The sequence below is a fragment of the Natronoglycomyces albus genome (assembly GCF_016925535.1).
GTDB classification, from domain to species: domain Bacteria; phylum Actinomycetota; class Actinomycetes; order Mycobacteriales; family Micromonosporaceae; genus Natronoglycomyces; species Natronoglycomyces albus.
In genome coordinates, this window is sequence record NZ_CP070496.1 from 1,898,251 (window position 1) to 1,914,687 (window position 16,437).

14 protein-coding genes and 1 riboswitch are annotated in these 16,437 nt (G+C 59.9%); of the genes, 4 read left to right on the top strand and 10 right to left on the bottom strand.

The window, feature by feature from the left end:
* The first annotated feature begins 68 nt into the window (after positions 1-68).
* Positions 69-332 (top strand): hypothetical protein, encoded by a 264-nt coding sequence (locus tag JQS30_RS08075; RefSeq protein WP_213172837.1) that lies wholly within the window; start codon positions 69-71, stop codon positions 330-332.
* Positions 333-393: 61 nt separating this feature from the next.
* Here the strand turns inward: JQS30_RS08075 and JQS30_RS08080 are convergent, their stop codons facing one another.
* The 9 genes from JQS30_RS08080 to JQS30_RS08120 form a co-directional block, all read right to left on the bottom strand.
* The gene (locus JQS30_RS08080; protein WP_425498859.1) at positions 394-1,542 is read right to left on the bottom strand and encodes a chorismate-binding protein; all 1,149 of its coding nucleotides are present in this window, start codon (positions 1,540-1,542) and stop codon (positions 394-396) included.
* Positions 1,542-3,329, bottom strand: a complete 1,788-nt coding sequence (locus tag JQS30_RS08085; RefSeq protein ID WP_213172839.1) for a substrate-binding and VWA domain-containing protein — start codon at positions 3,327-3,329, stop codon at positions 1,542-1,544. Before JQS30_RS08085 ends, JQS30_RS08080 begins: the two co-directional genes overlap by 1 nt.
* Positions 3,330-3,406: 77 nt before the next feature.
* On the bottom strand, positions 3,407-6,244 hold the full coding sequence (gene gcvP, locus JQS30_RS08090; RefSeq protein ID WP_213172840.1) for an aminomethyl-transferring glycine dehydrogenase: 2,838 nt from the start codon (positions 6,242-6,244) through the stop codon (positions 3,407-3,409).
* Positions 6,245-6,322: 78 nt separating this feature from the next.
* Positions 6,323-6,413, bottom strand: a riboswitch (glycine riboswitch).
* A gap of 100 nt (positions 6,414-6,513) precedes the next feature.
* Positions 6,514-7,110, bottom strand: a complete 597-nt coding sequence (locus JQS30_RS17530) for a MerR family transcriptional regulator (protein ID WP_213173014.1) — start codon at positions 7,108-7,110, stop codon at positions 6,514-6,516.
* A gap of 197 nt (positions 7,111-7,307) precedes the next feature.
* Positions 7,308-7,769: a bifunctional nuclease family protein gene (locus JQS30_RS08100; protein ID WP_213172841.1), complete on the bottom strand. Its 462-nt coding sequence runs from the start codon at positions 7,767-7,769 to the stop codon at positions 7,308-7,310.
* 382 nt (positions 7,770-8,151) lie between these two features.
* Positions 8,152-8,592: an FHA domain-containing protein gene (locus JQS30_RS08105; protein ID WP_213172842.1), complete on the bottom strand. Its 441-nt coding sequence runs from the start codon at positions 8,590-8,592 to the stop codon at positions 8,152-8,154.
* A 33-nt stretch (positions 8,593-8,625) separates the two neighbouring features.
* Positions 8,626-9,003, bottom strand: a complete 378-nt coding sequence (gene gcvH, locus JQS30_RS08110) for a glycine cleavage system protein GcvH (protein ID WP_343076155.1) — start codon at positions 9,001-9,003, stop codon at positions 8,626-8,628.
* A gap of 370 nt (positions 9,004-9,373) precedes the next feature.
* Positions 9,374-9,997: a CDP-alcohol phosphatidyltransferase family protein gene (locus JQS30_RS08115; protein WP_213172843.1), complete on the bottom strand. Its 624-nt coding sequence runs from the start codon at positions 9,995-9,997 to the stop codon at positions 9,374-9,376.
* A 591-nt stretch (positions 9,998-10,588) separates the two neighbouring features.
* A complete protein-coding gene (locus JQS30_RS08120; RefSeq protein WP_213172844.1) occupies positions 10,589-11,224 on the bottom strand; it encodes a hypothetical protein in 636 nt (211 codons plus the stop codon).
* Between the two features lie 321 nt (positions 11,225-11,545).
* On the opposite strand from JQS30_RS08120, the gene JQS30_RS08125 reads away from it, so the two are divergent.
* Positions 11,546-12,571: a pirin family protein gene (locus tag JQS30_RS08125; RefSeq protein WP_213172845.1), complete on the top strand. Its 1,026-nt coding sequence runs from the start codon at positions 11,546-11,548 to the stop codon at positions 12,569-12,571.
* 57 nt (positions 12,572-12,628) lie between these two features.
* On the opposite strand, the gene JQS30_RS08130 is transcribed toward JQS30_RS08125, so the two are convergent.
* Positions 12,629-13,642, bottom strand: a complete 1,014-nt coding sequence (locus JQS30_RS08130; protein ID WP_213172846.1) for a lactonase family protein — start codon at positions 13,640-13,642, stop codon at positions 12,629-12,631.
* Between the two features lie 154 nt (positions 13,643-13,796).
* Here JQS30_RS08130 and msrB point away from each other — a divergent pair, with 154 nt between their 5' ends.
* Positions 13,797-14,186: a peptide-methionine (R)-S-oxide reductase MsrB gene (gene msrB / locus JQS30_RS08135; RefSeq protein WP_213172847.1), complete on the top strand. Its 390-nt coding sequence runs from the start codon at positions 13,797-13,799 to the stop codon at positions 14,184-14,186.
* Between the two features lie 665 nt (positions 14,187-14,851).
* A complete protein-coding gene (locus tag JQS30_RS08140; protein ID WP_213172848.1) occupies positions 14,852-16,213 on the top strand; it encodes a M14 family zinc carboxypeptidase in 1,362 nt (453 codons plus the stop codon).
* Positions 16,214-16,437 lie beyond the last annotated feature (224 nt).

Genomic DNA, 16,437 nt, shown 5'->3' on the forward strand with positions numbered 1-16,437 from the left:
AAAAACACCACAACAAACAAACACACAACAACCGGAACAACTCCACGGTGGGGATAGGAGAAACCGGCGTGAACAAACCTGTGGTCTTGGGACAATTCCAACTCGAACACCGCACCATCGAAGTCACCGGACGCGAAGGGAACACGGTGTGGCTCATGCGCATCTACCCCGACCCGCCCATGGCACTCGGATGCGTCGTCGAACTCGACACCGACACACCCCGACTACGCCTATACCGAGCCGAATGGCCCGAACAACTCCGACAGGAGGCCAAACAACAAGCAGCCACCATCTGGAAAAACACCCACAACATCCACAGCGACGCAACCTAGACAACTAACACACCACCACAGCAACGCCTGAACGGGGCGCTGGCAGAGGAACCCTGCCAGGTCAGCCCCCAAGGGTGTTTCTCACCCCAAGGGCTTTCGCGTGCGCTTCACGCACCTCGGCATCCGGGTCGCTGCGCCAGGTAATGCCACCGCCAGCCCACAAATGGACCCAATCAGGCTCTAGGGCGATAGTGCGGATCGTCAAACCCAGGGCCAGGCGCTGTCCGGTCAAGAAACCAAGTGCGCCCATAGATGGGCCCCGCCCGACCGGCTCCAAGTCGGCGATTGTCTCCAACGCGGTGGCCTTCGGGGTGCCGGTGACCGACCCGGGCGGGCACATCGCCCGCAGCACATCAGCCAATCCGAACCCAAACTCCAATTGTGCCCTCACGGTGGACTCGGCCTGCCACAAGTGGGCCCACGAACGGATCGCGAACAGTTGCGGGACCGACACCGTCCCGGGTCGAGCGACGCGGGAGATGTCATTGCGTTGCAGATCAACGATCATCACATGTTCCGCGCGTTCCTTCACCGACACAGCAAGCTGCTGTCGCCCCCGCGCCGTGGCAGGCGCGGTTCCCTTGATCGGGTAGGTCGCTATATGTCCATCCTCTACGGTCAGAAAACACTCCGGTGATCCCGAAGCCACCGCCCAATCGGTACCAGCGATACTGCCAGCCCAATGGGCCCCCTCGACAGCGGCAACCGCGTCGGCGGCCGCCTGCGCCGACCCTGACCAGCGAGACCGCTGATGCCCGACCATATTGACCTGGTACACAGTGCCATCGGCAATGTGCGAACGCACCGCGTCCACCGCTGCGGCATGCTCGGGCTCGCTCCACGAAGAAGTCCAGCCATGAGCGGAAAACGCCATCGGAATCGGCATTGGCGCCATCACGCCCTCACCATGGGCATAAACCACCGCAGCGACATCCGGCACCGCAGCGGCCGGAGAGGGAGAACCAGTCGCTCCACTAACCATGTAGGCACCGGCGGCAGCGCCTACCAGGATCGCCATTCCACACACGCTGCCTGGCGTCTCATCGTGGGGCACCGAAGGTGACCACCACGAACCAAGACCCCAGCGTTGGGCCAACTGTGCCAAGGACGTTGCCGGGTCGCCACCATCAGCGACCCGCCATTCCCATCGGTCAACCTCCCGCAAACGATCCCGACATGAAGGGGGAACACCCGGCGGACGAGCATAGATCAATTGAACAACTCCGAGCGCAACTGGCCCAACAACTCATGTGGATCCGGCGCATTCACATACGATCCCTGAGTCGACGAGGCCAGCAGTTCCAAAGCCGACTGATCCGCATCTCCCAGGCCCACAGTAATAAGCCGCACCGGGTTGGACCGATCTGCCGACAACGTCGCGAGCGTGTCGGCTGTCTGATCCAATGTGGGGGCGCTCACCGGGTCCGTTCCCCCATTGGTCACGACGACAACCACATTCGCCGCGCCCTCGTCATAGTGCGACTGCAAATATTCATAACCGGCGACCGTTGCCGAGAACAGCGACGACCCGCCTTGCTGCGTCACAAAGCCATTCACCGTGGTGACCAGCGACTCCGATTGGCTGGCATCCACCGTCCCCAACGACACACCCTCGCGCCAATGTTGCCCATCGCCGTCGATATTGCCCGCGAAGTCCCACAAGCCCATCTGAGAGGACGAACCAAGACCATCAGCCAAAGCCGCCACCTGACGCTTCGCGGCCTCATGGGCCGACACGAATTCCCCGTCGACCTCGACTGTTTCAGTCCCCATCGTCACCGACGAATCGACGACAACCAGCACATTGAGACTTCGGCGCAGCGCCTGCCACTGCTGCAACACAGAAGCTACGGCCGCCTCATCGGTCACGATGGCACCCGCGTCGGTATCACCGTCGTAAGCGGCCTCCACGGCCTCCTCATCAGTCTCCGTGGGAAGGCGGAAACCGGCCTCTTCGAACACCGCCTGCGCTTCGGAGGAAGCAAGATACTCACCAAACATCTCCGCGATCGCAATATCCTGATCAGAGGTCCAACCAGCACCAGCGAGCAGCAAATACGGGAACTGAGCGTGCGCCCTTGTGCCCTCCAAAGGCACCGACTCCATCGTAAAATCGGCCGAATTCATGCGATTGAACGCCACAACCTCATGTTCCAAAGCCGTATAAACCGAAGCGTAGTCACGCGCTTGCTCCAACGACTCCAAGCTCCCCACTTCCCGCCACAGCGAATCCACATTCGCCTCCAGCCGGCCTTCTTGGGCCAACGCGTTGAAATTCTCCACCGCCTCGGGCTGGACCTCACCGTCGTCATCAACCGCCATGGTCAACAAGGCGTGCAGCCCGGCAGTCGAAGAACGTGGATTGGCAACTCCGACCCGAAAGTCGCCCCAGTCGTCCTGACCCAGTCCTGACCAGCCGTCCTCAGCCGCGGCAAACACCGCCTCCCACGACGGTTCGATCAACGGGTCATCAGCATTCCAACCGAGCGCGTCGACAACCACATCTGGAGCGGCGATAACGGCCGGTGAACCGGCCAACACCTGCGGATCATCAGAGACCATGTCAGTGACCGCCTGTGAACCGCCCGCCCACTGCAGCCACGCGACCGAATCGGGCACCCACACCACAGGGCGCTCACCCAAGGAGGTCTCATCCCACTCAGAACTCAACGCCTCAGCGGCCGTGGGAGCCGAAACCTGCTCCACATCCACACCGACACACCGGCCCTCATAATCCGGTTGCGAACTCTCCCATTGGCGCCCCAACTGCGTCAAAACCGTCGAAACGTTTCCCGACGCCGCGATACGCACATCATAGGTCGAACCCGAACAACCCGACCGCAGCAAAGTCGCATACACCGTGGTCAGCGTAGACAGGACCAACACCACCACGATCGTGATGATAATCCACGGGGCGACCGGAAGCTTCCACTCGGAACCTTTCCGCCGCCGCCCCAAACGGTGCGACTTTACTCCACGGCCGTGACCGAAAACCATGCAAACTCCTGGGCGAGAGACGACGTGGCCCAAGTTTAGGGCGCATGTCATCCCGCCTGTTAAGTGCCTACGTCAAGCTACTGCGAATACGCGTCCAAGCTCGGGCAGCTGCACGCCAGGTTACGATCGCCCCACGCATTGTCCACCCGCGACACCGGCGGCCAATACTTCGCCGGGGAAACCCCAGCCGGGTACGCACCCTTTTGCCGTGAATAGGACCGGTCCCACTGTGGATCTGTCACCACGGCCGCCGTGTGCGGAGCATGACGCAACGCTGAATCCTCGACCGCGACCTTCCCCTGGGTAACCTCGTCAATCTCGGCCCGAATCGCGATCATCGCCTCGCAGAAGCGATCCAGCTCATCCAAGTCCTCCGACTCAGTAGGCTCCATCATCAACGTTCCCGCCACCGGGAAAGACATCGTCGGCGCGTGGAAGCCAAAATCGATCAGTCGCTTCGCGACATCATCGACCGTCACACCCGAGTGTTTGGTCAATTCCCGCAAATCCAGAATGCACTCATGGGCTACCAAGCCTCCGCGACCCTTGTACAGGATCGGGAAGTGATCACGCAGGCGTGCCGCGACATAGTTCGCCGCCAACACCGCCGAGGCAGTCGCCTCCACCAAGCCCTCAGGGCCCATCATTCGCAAGTACATCCACGGAATCGGCAGAATCCCCGCCGAACCCCACCGGGCCTGGGAGACCGCACCCACTGGAGCGTCATTGGTCATCGGATCGCCAGGCACAAACGGGGCCAAATGCTCCCGCACCGCCACTGGCCCCACACCGGGACCTCCGCCACCGTGCGGGATGCAGAACGTCTTGTGCAAGTTCAAGTGGGACACATCGGCCCCAAAACGGCCCGGCTTCGACCACCCCAACAACGCGTTCAGATTTGCGCCATCGACATACACCTGACCGCCCGCGTCATGAATCTTCGAACACACATTCGCGATCGATTCCTCGTACACGCCGTGAGTCGACGGATAGGTCACCATGATGGCCGCCAGGTCACCACGGTGCTTCTCGATCTTCGCGTCTAGATCGACCAAGTCAATATTGCCATCGTCATCGCACTTCACGACGACGACCCGCATCCCAGCCAAAATTGCCGAAGCGGCGTTCGTCCCATGGGCGCTCGCCGGAATCAAACACACATCCCGGTGCCCCTCGCCCCGGTCCTTCTGCCAGGCCGCAATTGCCAGCAAACCCGCTAGCTCACCCTGCGAACCAGCATTGGGCTGCACACTAACTTTGGCGTAGCCGCAAACTTCCGCGAGCCACCCCTCCAGCTCCTCGATCAGGTGACGCCATCCCCGAGTCTGTTCCTCCGGAGCCAACGGGTGAATCGCGGCGAAATTGGGCCACGAGATGGGCTCCATCTCGGCGGCGGCATTCAGCTTCATCGTGCACGAACCCAGCGGAATCATGCCCCGATCCAGCGCAAAATCAAAATCAGACAGTCGGCGCAAATAGCGCATCATCGCCGTCTCGGAGTGATAGGCGTTGAACACCGGATGCGTCAAGTACTGAGAAGAGCGACGCAGCGAACTGGGCAAAGCCGGTTCCTGGAAAGCCTTGGGTGAAGCATCCAGCCCAAACGCTTCCAAGACCACACCGATTTCCTCATCGGTCGTAGCCTCATTGACCGCAATTCCCACCGTATCGACATCAACCAAACGCACATTGACGCCATTGGCAGCCGCCCGCTGCACAATGCCTTCAGCGCGACCGGGCACAGATACGGTCACCGTGTCAAAGAAAGACTCGCCAGCTAGTTCCAGACCCGCCGAGGAGAACGCCTCAGCCAACGTGCGGGCCTTCGCGTGAACATCACGCGCAATGGCCGCCAGGCCAGCCGGCCCGTGCCAGGCGGCATACGCCGAGGCGATCACGGCTAGCAAGACCTGCGCGGTACAGATATTGCTCGTCGCCTTCTCCCGGCGAATATGCTGTTCGCGAGTCTGAAGAGCCAGGCGCAAAGCAGGTGCCTGGCTCGCATCACGGCTCACACCGACCAACCGGCCGGGCAACTGGCGCTGCAGTCCTTCCTTGACCGCCATAAATCCAGCGTGCGGGCCCCCAAAGCCCAGCGGGACGCCGAATCGCTGAGCCGAACCCACAGCGATGTCCGCTCCCAATTCTCCGGGCGGGGTCAACATAGTCAAAGCAAGCGGATCAGTCGCCATGATGACCGCCGCGTTAAGTTCCTTGGCTCGAGCGATAGTCGCCGAAAAATCAGCCACCACCCCATTGGCACCGGGGTACTGCAGCAAAATGCCGAACGCGGCCTCAGGCAAATTAGCAGGATCAGAGGTATCGGTGACGTGCAACTCGATGCCCACGGGCTGGGCGCGCGTAGCCAGTACCGACAGAGTCTGCGGCAAAGCGTTCTCATCGACGATGAACACATCACTGGCCCCGCGCTTAGCGCTACGCCGCGCCAACAACATGGCCTCGGCCGCGGCCGTGGATTCATCCAGGAGGCTCGAACCAGAAATGTCCAGCCCCGTCAAATCCGAAATCACTGTCTGAAAGTTCAGCAAGGCTTCAAGGCGGCCCTGGCTGATCTCCGGTTGATACGGCGTATAGGCCGTATACCAAGCCGGATTCTCCAGGATATTGCGCCTAATCACAGCTGGCATCAACACATCGTGGTACCCCAGGCCGATGAGATTCCGCATGACCACATTCTGGGAGGCATAGCCCCAGATCATGTTCAAGGCATCGGACTCAGACAAGGCATCGGGCAACGCCAACCGCTCTGAGGAACGAATAACCTCAGGCATCGCCCCGTCCATCAACGCCTCAAGAGACGGCACTCCCACAGTCTTCAACATGACCTGCCGATCGGCAGGGCTCGTGCCAATGTGTCGATCAGCGAAACGAGAAAAGTGAACGGACTCAGTCATGGGCATCTCCAACCGGTGACGGGTTCTCTGCGTATTCCCCCTCTACTGTCACCAGAGCACAGCCCAGTTTCAGAGATGCCAGTCCGCCCGGTCCGGGTACCTGAGAGGTTCTGAGGAGGTCATTGCCCCTTCGGTGCCGCCAAACTGCGAGCTCTCCCGAGCGGAATTTCAGCCATCTATGTGATTGATGGGCCACAATCCCGAAAAGAACGGAATTGATCAGCCTCTATGCAGAATCATAGCTGGTCACAAAGGTAGGACGAATAACCTCACACCGCAGGCGAAGCACACCCCTCAGCCCCACTATCAGGCACATCAATCCCCGAACGCTCCTTGGGCACCGACACCTGCGGCACCGACAACGAACCCATGATCTCCTTCACAGTCGAGGCCACCGCGATCGCAAAAACACCCTGTCCGCCAGCCAGAAGGTCAATGATCTCGTCGGCAGACCGGCACTCATACACACCCACCCCATCGGACATCAACGTAATTTGGGCCAGATCATCGACCCCTCGCGAGCGCAAAACCGCAACCGCTTTACGAATGTTCTGCAACGAGATACCAGTATCAAGCAGGCGTTTCACTAGCTTCAGCACGACTATGTCACGAAAGGAATAGCGACGCTGGCTACCCGAACCAGACGCGGGAGTAATGCTGGGTTCGACCAGCTTGGTACGCGCCCAGTAATCCAGTTGGCGGTATGTGATGCCGACGATGCGGCAGGCACTGGTCCCGCGCCATCCCAGCTGCGCGCGTGCGGCTGAGGGGCCCAGCGGCTCAGGGTTGAACTCAGCAGGATCGGCATTTGGCAACCGCCGTTGAGAAGCGACCAACAAAGACTCCGCGGAAGGCTGCGCCCCCATCGTCCGAATGACCTCGTCCTCCGGGTAGGCACTCGTGTTCGGCTCAGCTTCCTGCGGCTGTTCCATGGAATCCCCCGCCTCATCCGCACTCCACGACGCGACAGGGCCATACACAACGGCGAAAAATCAACATCCGCCCCGCCCAACCAAGCGTCGTAGATGTGAAGGTATCTTCATGCGGCCGTCGACGGGGTCAGTTACGCAAAATCGTCCGGAGACACCTCGTCGAGGAACTCGCGGAACTTCTCCACTTCGTCCTCCTGTTTATCGGGCAGCGAAATTCCCGCTTCATCAAGAACCTCCTCGGCACACCACACTTTGGTCCCCGTCCGCAGCGCCAGCGCGATAGCGTCCGAAGGACGGGCCGACACACGCGTGTCATTGTCGAGAACCAAATCCGCATAGAAGGTCGTGTCGCGCAACTCCACCAGCTCCACGGCCGTCAACTCCACACCCAGTTCCACCAGGATGTCTCGCATCAAATCGTGGGTCAATGGCCGCGTAATCTGCACATTCTGTTGTTTGTAGTGGATTGCCGCCGCCTCCACGGTGCCAATCCAGATCGGGAGATAACGCTCTCCTTCGACTTCCTTCAACAACACCACCGGTTGATTCGTCGGAAGTTCTACTCGCACACCGACCATCTTCAGCTCACGCACGTTGCCTCCCACAAGGCCGACCGCTGGCACCAGCCCACAGAACCATAGTCAGGAACCCATCCACGACCCAAACACTGGCCCGCCTGGCCACGGTACATCCGTGAGCACGACGGCGAAAGTGCTCCTGACGACACCTCGAAGACAATGCCACAAAAGGAAAAAACCTGCCGCAGGTCTGCACACCTGCGGCAGGTCCTTCAAGGCTTAGCCTACCTGCGCGACCACCGGATTGCCTGCCTGGAGGCGATGTCCGCCCACCAAACGCCAGTAGCCTCAGCTGAATCGACCTAAAAGCCGACCGTCGATCTGTGAGGCTGCCACGCTAGGTTTCGAACCCGTGTCTCAGCACCTGGTGGCCGTACCTGCGGGTCGCCCAAAGTTATTACGCGGTCTTCGGCTTCGGACCGCCAATGAACACCAGACGGAACTTCCCGATCTGGACTTCGTCTCCGTGACCAAGGGTGGCCGTCTCCACTCGCTCCCAATTGACATAAGTGCCATTGAGACTTCCCACGTCACGCACCGTGAACCCAGAGGCATCACGGTGAAATTCGGCGTGACGACGAGACACCGTCACGTCGTCGAGGAAAATGTCGCTGTCAGGATGACGACCCGAGGTGGTCACTTCCATATCGAGCAAAAACCGGGCCCCGGCGTTAGGGCCTCGGCGCACCACCAGCAGGGCGGTGCCCGCCGGCAACGACTCGGCAAGCCGCGAGGAATTGAGATCGGCGTCGCTAGCGTCTCCCGATTCCTCCAACGCGCCGAGGTTCATCGTCGCCGTTACATCTGGCGGTGGGAACTCGTCGTTGGAACGCGTCATCTATTCCACCTTTTCAATCTCAGGACCGTGAGGTCACTCAGTGAGCTTCGCATACGCCGCAGCGTCAAGCAAAGCGTCGAGCTGGCCCTCGTCGTCGACTTCCATGTCGAACATCCAGCCCGCCGCATAGGGGTCGCTGTTGATCAGCTCGGGAGCGTCAGCCAGCTTGTCGTTGCCGGCCACGATTTTACCGGTCACCGGAGCGTAAATATCCGACACGCTCTTGGTGGATTCAACCTCGCCAATCGCGTCCCCGGCTTGCACGGTGGACCCGACTTCGGGCAGTTGCACGAACACCACATCACCCAGGGCATCCTGGGCATAGCTGGTGATTCCAATCCGCAGCACGTTGTTGTCACGAGATTCGATCCACTCGTGCTCAGCGGTGTAACGCAATTGTTCCGGTATCACGGACGTTGCTCCCTTTCCGGTCAGTAATACAGCCTGATGGGGTGCAATCCGCACGATCGTTCTCAAATGAGTCGACCTGTGGGACATCAGCACCGGATCAGTCTGGTTGACCGTACCGTCGCCGGCTTCCACAGCGTCAGGCACCCCGGAGAAATGTCAGCGCATACGCGCCCAGTGTCACTACCCCTCACCTTTTGACAATACGGCACGAGACCGCGCACTACCCACGTCTGAGCACACCAAACGCGGCGTAAAAGTGAATAAAAGCTGACATCCGTCGCAGGAGAAGCCTCCTGACTGGGAGCGGCTTTACCTTCCACATGGCGAGAGGGACTTTCCAACCCACGTGGCCAGGGCCCAGAAGAACCGACTACACGACCGTGGGGGTCGCCTGACCGTTGGTCCGCTTGAGGCGGACTGCCTTCACCAGCATGAAGGTTTGGCGGACATAGACGAACGCGGCCAACCAGTACAGCCCCAATCCCCACAGGGCCAATGCCCAGCCCAGCGGAGCCGCCCACACTTCCGCGCCGTTATCCAGCCCCGCGATCACGAGGACCGGGAATGACATGAAGACGACGAAGGTCGCGGTCTTACCCAAGAAGTGGACAGGCAGCGGGCCATAGCCGTGCCATCGCAGGATGGGCACGCACACCGCTAGCGCCGCTTCTCGAAGCAGTACAGCGATTGTGAAGACCCACGGGATGAGGTCGAGGAATGTGAGTGTCAGCAGCGCGGTGAGGATGTAGAGCCGGTCAACCATGGGGTCGAGGAGTCTTCCGAGCCGCGATTCCTGGTTGAGACGGCGGGCTAGTTGCCCGTCGACCCAGTCGGTTCCGCCGCCGACGGCCAGCACGGCTGCCGCGGTCCAGTAATGGTCGGTAAAGGCTAGGAGGTAGCAAAAGAGCGGAATACCAGCCAGGCGTATCACCGTGACCAAGTTCGGCCACGTCCATACGCCCCAACTGGAGTTGTGAGTTTCCGCTGTGTTCAAGACCGTCCTCAATTGTTGTTATCCCGCGATGGCAATCGACAAAAGTCTAGCCCTTTGGTGCCCGCTACGTTTGCCTCAAGGCGCGGTTTTGTTACGTGCACGCAGCTATGCGTACCCCCATGGCAACCGGACAAAATATGTGATTCGGATGAGTATCGGCCGAAGTGGGTGCTGGGTTGGTCCGAATTGTGGCGGTCGTGCACTGTGACGTAGATCCGCATCACGGTTCTGACACGGTTGGACGAACTGAGCTGTTAGTGGCGTGTCGGCGTTGCGGGTGGTGTAGTCCGCGGTGGGTTTTGGTTATTTCTGACTGTAGGGCCGCCTGAGCGTAGCCGTCAATCAAGTTTGGATTTGGTCGTGCCCGTTTGTGTTTTGGTGGGTGCGCAGCTGTGCTGCGCTCTTTTAGTCTTGCGAAGACTGACCAGAGTGAGTTGGAGGATCGGATTCTTTACCTTGTTCTCGATATATCTCTAATATAGATCTTTAACTGTTGTCATATAGAAAACGGGGCAGCCCCCTCATATGCGATAAGGAGACTGCCCCGCGAATATACGAGCGATTAACAGCTTCGTTGTCTCATCGACAACCTTAGAACTGCTGAGGAGCTCCGGGGATGTTCTGCTGCGGCGGCTCCTTGCGGAAGAACTGGTTCGAGGCCGGAAGCGCCAGCAAGATGATGACCAGCAGCGAACCCAGTGAAGCCAGGGTGAGGGCAATGTAGTTCAGCGGCAAGTAGATACCGGGCATCGCGTCAGTGTAGGCATTCAGGATGGCGCCACCGTCGACTCCGGTTCCCTCCACCATGGTCTCCATGACGGTTTCCATCGCCAAAGTCGCCACGAGCAGAAGCGCACCACAGATCATCACCAAAGGTTGAATGACCCAGCTGACGATACGAGCGGGGCGGGCACCACGCAGGTTCAGCAGGCCAAGAACGATCAGGCCAGCCGCCAGAATCAGCGGCACGATGAGGTCAGTCGCACCCATGTCGAACGACTGGTTGATCTCATCACGGTTGGCCTGGGTGTAGTTCGACCCCAGCTGACGCTCTAGCTCTGAGTGCAGGGCCGCCACCGCGTCCTGGGAGAACATCTGGGCGATGAGCTGGTTGATGATCAGCAGGACACCGGTCAGGATCTGAATAACCGAGGCGACCAGGACAGTTCCCGGGCGGGTCTTGGGCATGGCCATGCCCGGTTGTTGGGGTTGGGGCGGATAAGACATGTGTTCCTCCATTTGGGTGTTGTCGGATGCAAGCTTATGACATCACCACACATCAAGTCCCGCGAGTTCTTTTGCGTGATGATGGTTAACCGGTTTCTCCTCTGAAACACTGATATTAGGTCGCCTGCGTGCATGCCGTTGTACGTCGCGTAAGCCTGTTTGCCCGCGAGTTCACGCGGTGCCGTGTGTTCCCAGTCGCGCATCTTGAGCAAGAGGAAATATAATTCAAAATTGAACCGTTAGGTTTGAGTAAGAACAACCATCGCGCAGTAGGTCTCACGCAACGGGAGCACGCCGCGCATCTTCGAGGAGGACCGCTTCATGCCAGCTGTGACCACCAATGACATCTTGTCATTGCCACGAATCCCCCGGCCTGGGCTCGAGGACCGCCCACGGCAGGCCACTAAGATCGTCGATTCCCTGCGCACCTTCGAAGGCGCCGGCTTCCCAGTCCGCCGGCCCTTCCCCACTCCGGCGCTGACTGAGGACACCGACCCATTTTTGTTGCTTGACCACATGGTCGCCGCCTATGAGCCACACGAGGCCAAAGGCGCGCCCTGGCATCCGCACCGAGGGTTTGAAACTGTCACCTACCTCATGGACGGCACGTTCGTCCACACCGACTCACACGGCGGTGGCGGTGTCATCCGCGATGGAGACACCCAATGGATGACCGCGGGATCGGGCCTTTTGCACGACGAACTGCCCAGCGAGAAGCTGGTCATGAACGGCGGAGTCTTCGACGGTATCCAGCTGTGGGTAAACCTTCCCGCCAATGCCAAGATGAGTCAGCCCAACTACCAAGACATCCAAGGCCCTGGGCTTACGCTCGTCTCCTCAGACGACGGAGGCGCGCTCGTGCGCGTTATCGCCGGGACAGTCGGTGAGCACCATGGCCCCGGCCAGACTCACACGCCCATCTCCCTTGTGCACGCTTCGCTAGCTCCTGGGGCGCGGCTACAGGTGCCATGGAACCGCGACTACTCGGCCATGGCATTCCTACTACACGGCGAAGGCACCGTTGGAGACGACCGTCGAGCATTCACCGAATCGCAGCTGGCCCTCTTCGGCACCGGCGACTACCTCACCGTCGAGGCTGGCCCGGAGCAGACATTCCGATCCGGACACATGGAGGTGCTCCTCCTGGGGGGACAACCGATTCACGAGCCGGTCGCCCGGTACGGACCGTTCGTCATGAACACCCGCGCCGAGATCGTTCAAGCGGTAGAGGACTTCCAGGCTGGACGGATGGGTCAGATTCCACCCGGATACGAAGGACGGGAATACGCCCCGGACCCGGCCGACGAGCTACCACACTCCGGCCTCGAGGGCGACGAAAAGCTCTAGTCAATACGCGTCCTATGTTGTGAAGCGCGGCGTCCGCCGCGCTTCACAACACCACCATCAAAAGGGGTGAATGTCCGATACTCCCGGGCACTGCCACAACATTTGTGGTTCTCTGTGACCGGTCAGATCAACTGCGCTGACATAGCCGGAACGTTCACACGTCACAAGCAAGAGATTGTCATCCTCTCGTGACAGGCACGCCGCTCTAGGCCACGCGCCTCCGCTGGGAAGCCGTCGTCTCACCTCGTGGGTATCCACATCGATAACCCATACCTGGTCACTTCCCCGACTGGTCACATAAACCGTCCTGCCATCAGGCGCGGGCACCACCGCGCTCGGATAGTCCGTCCCGTCGATCTCCATATCGATCGACACCGTGCTCCGCAGCGCCACAGCCCCGTCTGTCGCCTCAACGTCGCAAATGAACACCTCCCGTGACAGCTCCCCCACCACGACCACCGTGTCGCTGCTGACGACGGCCAAATGCCGCGGGCCACTCCCCGCGGGGAAAGCTGCGGAACCCCGCACCTGAAGCTGGCCCGATTCCGCGTCGAGTTCCAATGTCTTAACCGAGTCGCTGCCCAGATCGCACACCCACAACCAGCGGCCACTCGGATCAACCACGACCTGGTGCGCATGGGGTGCCAGCTGCCGTTCTTGGTTCGGACCCGAACCGTCCCACCGCACTATCGAGGATGCGGGGCCAAGGCTCTCATCTGCGGCGATGGGAAGCGCCGCCACCTCCCCCGACCCATAATTAGCCACCACCAGCCAGCGGCGGCCCGAGCCTGAGGTATAGACGACCGCATGGCACGGAGCACTGCCGCCAGAAGACTGGGACTGCCCCACCGGGACCCATGAGTCGCCGGCGAACCTCCAGGCACTCACTGTGCCGTCGTCGACTTCCGACACCGTATAGACGACATCGGAACTTCCCAGGGCTACCCAGGATGGATTGACCGGGCCGGGGTCGGCCACGGTTACGGACAGAGGCTGAGTAGGGGTGTCCCCAGTGGCAAGTGCCAACCCGGGGCCACCGGCAGTGGTGTAGCTGCCGATCACATAACGCATGTGTTGACCTTATATCGCCCTCGAAAGCATTTTTGGGCTTGTTTGGGAGCTGGCACCTGGTGATACGAGGCATGGCCCTAAACCTCGATGCCGATATATATCTTATTGTTCCTGGGTTGGTAGACGTCCCCCATCGCCACGTAAGCTATGTGGCATGGCTACCGATCCTTGGCTCAACAAACTCACCGCCGCCGAATACCGCGTCCTCCGCCAAGGCGGGACCGAAGCCCCCGGCGTCGGCGAGTACGTCCACACGAAAACCGCGGGCACCTATCATTGTCGGGCCTGCGGGGCTGAGTTGTTCAGTAGCGATACGAAATTCGACTCCGGCTGCGGCTGGCCCTCCTTCTGGGACCCAGCCAATGCCGACAATGTCACCCTTATCGAAGACAACAGTCTTGGCATGGATCGAATCGAAGTGCGCTGCGCTTCTTGCGACTCCCACTTGGGCCATGTTTTCAGTGGCGAGGGATTCCCCACTCCCACCGATCAACGCTACTGCATCAATTCCATTAGCCTCCGCCTGACAGAGTCAGGCGAGTAACTCCACGGATCACTATTCCCAGTACTCCATTGTCGTTCCAAAATTGACACACTCAGTAATTTTATAGCGAGCAGACAGTTCTTCTCTGAGAGTCATTTATGCCAATTAGGACGCATGGAACGAGTGCTTTCGAAGAGATCCGCTGTGACAATCAACCCCTGATCCCAGGATTCATCCTGGCGAACTGACAAGCTCCGTCCCACGGCGAAACTTGGGCTCCCAGACGTTAAGTGGCGGCATTTGCGCAGTTAAGCGAGCACATGAGAGAAGGTCGGTGTGCCCTTCTGGTGGTTCGCGCGGCCCACCAGAAGGGTGACATAATCACGCCACGACTGTCATTGCCACCTGATCAAAGCCTCCAGCTCCATTGAGGCGCTAGGGCCATGTGCATTCACTGAATTGTCGATACCAGCGCATCAGTTGCCTGCTCTAGACAGCTTGGGTAAATTCATAGTGAATACGGACATCTGCACATGTCTATGTTCAAGGAATTCTGGACACTCAGGTGTATGCGAAAGCGCGGGCCTAAAGACACAGTAGACAAATCTAGGCTGGTAGAGGAGCCGACAAGAACACCCACAGCGCCTTTTGCATAAGCCTCGACTCTTAGCTCTCACACCCCGAACGACCTACGTATCTTCGCAGGAAGGATTCAGGTCCACCCCATGAGACGATCAAAAAAACACCTCGCCGTGGCCAGCGCCGCGGCGCTGCTCATCGTGGTCCCAGCCGGAGTATCGGCCAACGCTTGGGCTCAGTCCAACTCCAATTCTGAGGTGGCCTCTGACGGCCTCGCCCTCGCTTCGGGTGAACCTGGAATGTGGGTCATCGACGGCATCTCGGCCGACCAGGCCCAAGCACTGCTCGTGGACGGCGTCGACGTGGTCGACGTCGATACCGACACCGCCATGATCATCGCCGATGCCGACGAGGCCGAGGAGCTTCGCGCCGAAGGCTGGGACATCGGCTTCCACGACACGGTTTACAAGGACGTGCCTCCTACAGCCGCGCAAGATCAGTACTACGGTGGCTACCGCACCGCGGCAGCTCACGAAGCCAACCTGCACAATGTCGCCAACGCGAACCCTGACTTGGCGCAGGTATTCGATATCGGGGATTCATGGTTGAAGACGCAAGGTCAGGGTGGCCACGATATTTGGGCGATATGCCTGACCAACATCCAGCCGGGAGATTGCGAGCGTAATCCGGATTCGGACAAGCCTCGTATCTCGATTATCTCGCAGCTGCACGCGCGTGAGATATCCACCGGAGAGATCAGCTGGCGCTTCATCGATCATTTGGTCGCTGGCTATGGGTCCGACCCTCGGGTAACGGACTTGCTGGACTCCACTGAGATCTGGATCGTTCCGATCGCCAACCCCGATGGGGTCGATATCGTGGCCTCGGGCGGAAATCAGCCTTTGTTGCAGCGTAAGAACGCCAATACCTCGTACGGGAATTGTACGGGCACCCGCATCGGGGTCGACCTCAACCGCAACCACAATTTCAAGTGGGGCGGTGCGGGCACGAACCCCTGTGGCGAGACTTATCAGGGCCCAAGCGCGGGTTCAGAGCCGGAGACTCAGGCCCTGGAATCGCTCTTCGCGAGTATCCACCCGGCGCAGAAGGGCCCGGGCGACAACGACCCGGCTCCGGCAGACGCGCGTGATGTGATGATTTCGATACACAGCTTCGGCGAGTACATCATTCACCCGTGGGCGTGGACGACCGCCTCGGCTCCCAACCGCACCGAACTGCGGAATCTGGGTTTGCAGATGGCGCAGTCGAACGGGTATTTGGTGGGTACGGCCGCTGAGACCGTTGGCTACCTCGCTCCTGGTGGCACCGATGACTTCGCGTATGGAACGCTCGGCGTGGCCAGTTACACCTTTGAGGTCGGGCCGCGTTGGGGTCAGTGTGGTGGGTTCCTGCCTGCTTACAGTTGCATGGATTCTCAATTGTGGGAGCCCAACCGGGATGCGTTGTTGACCGCTGCCGAAGCCGCGGCGGTTCCCTATCAAAGTTAGAGGACTACCAGGGCCAGTGGATTCTTTGTCGCCAGTGGCTGGCTCTTGACTATTGAGGTTGTGGCTCCGCTTGAAGACTCGGGTGGGGCCACACCTGTGCGCGGCTGGAGCCCATCGCCATCGCGAGGCTATTGCCTGTTTTGAGGGTCTTGGGTAAATTTAGGGTGAATATGGCATCGATGTATGCCCATATTTGCGGGAGGCGTTCGAACACTCCCCCGCTC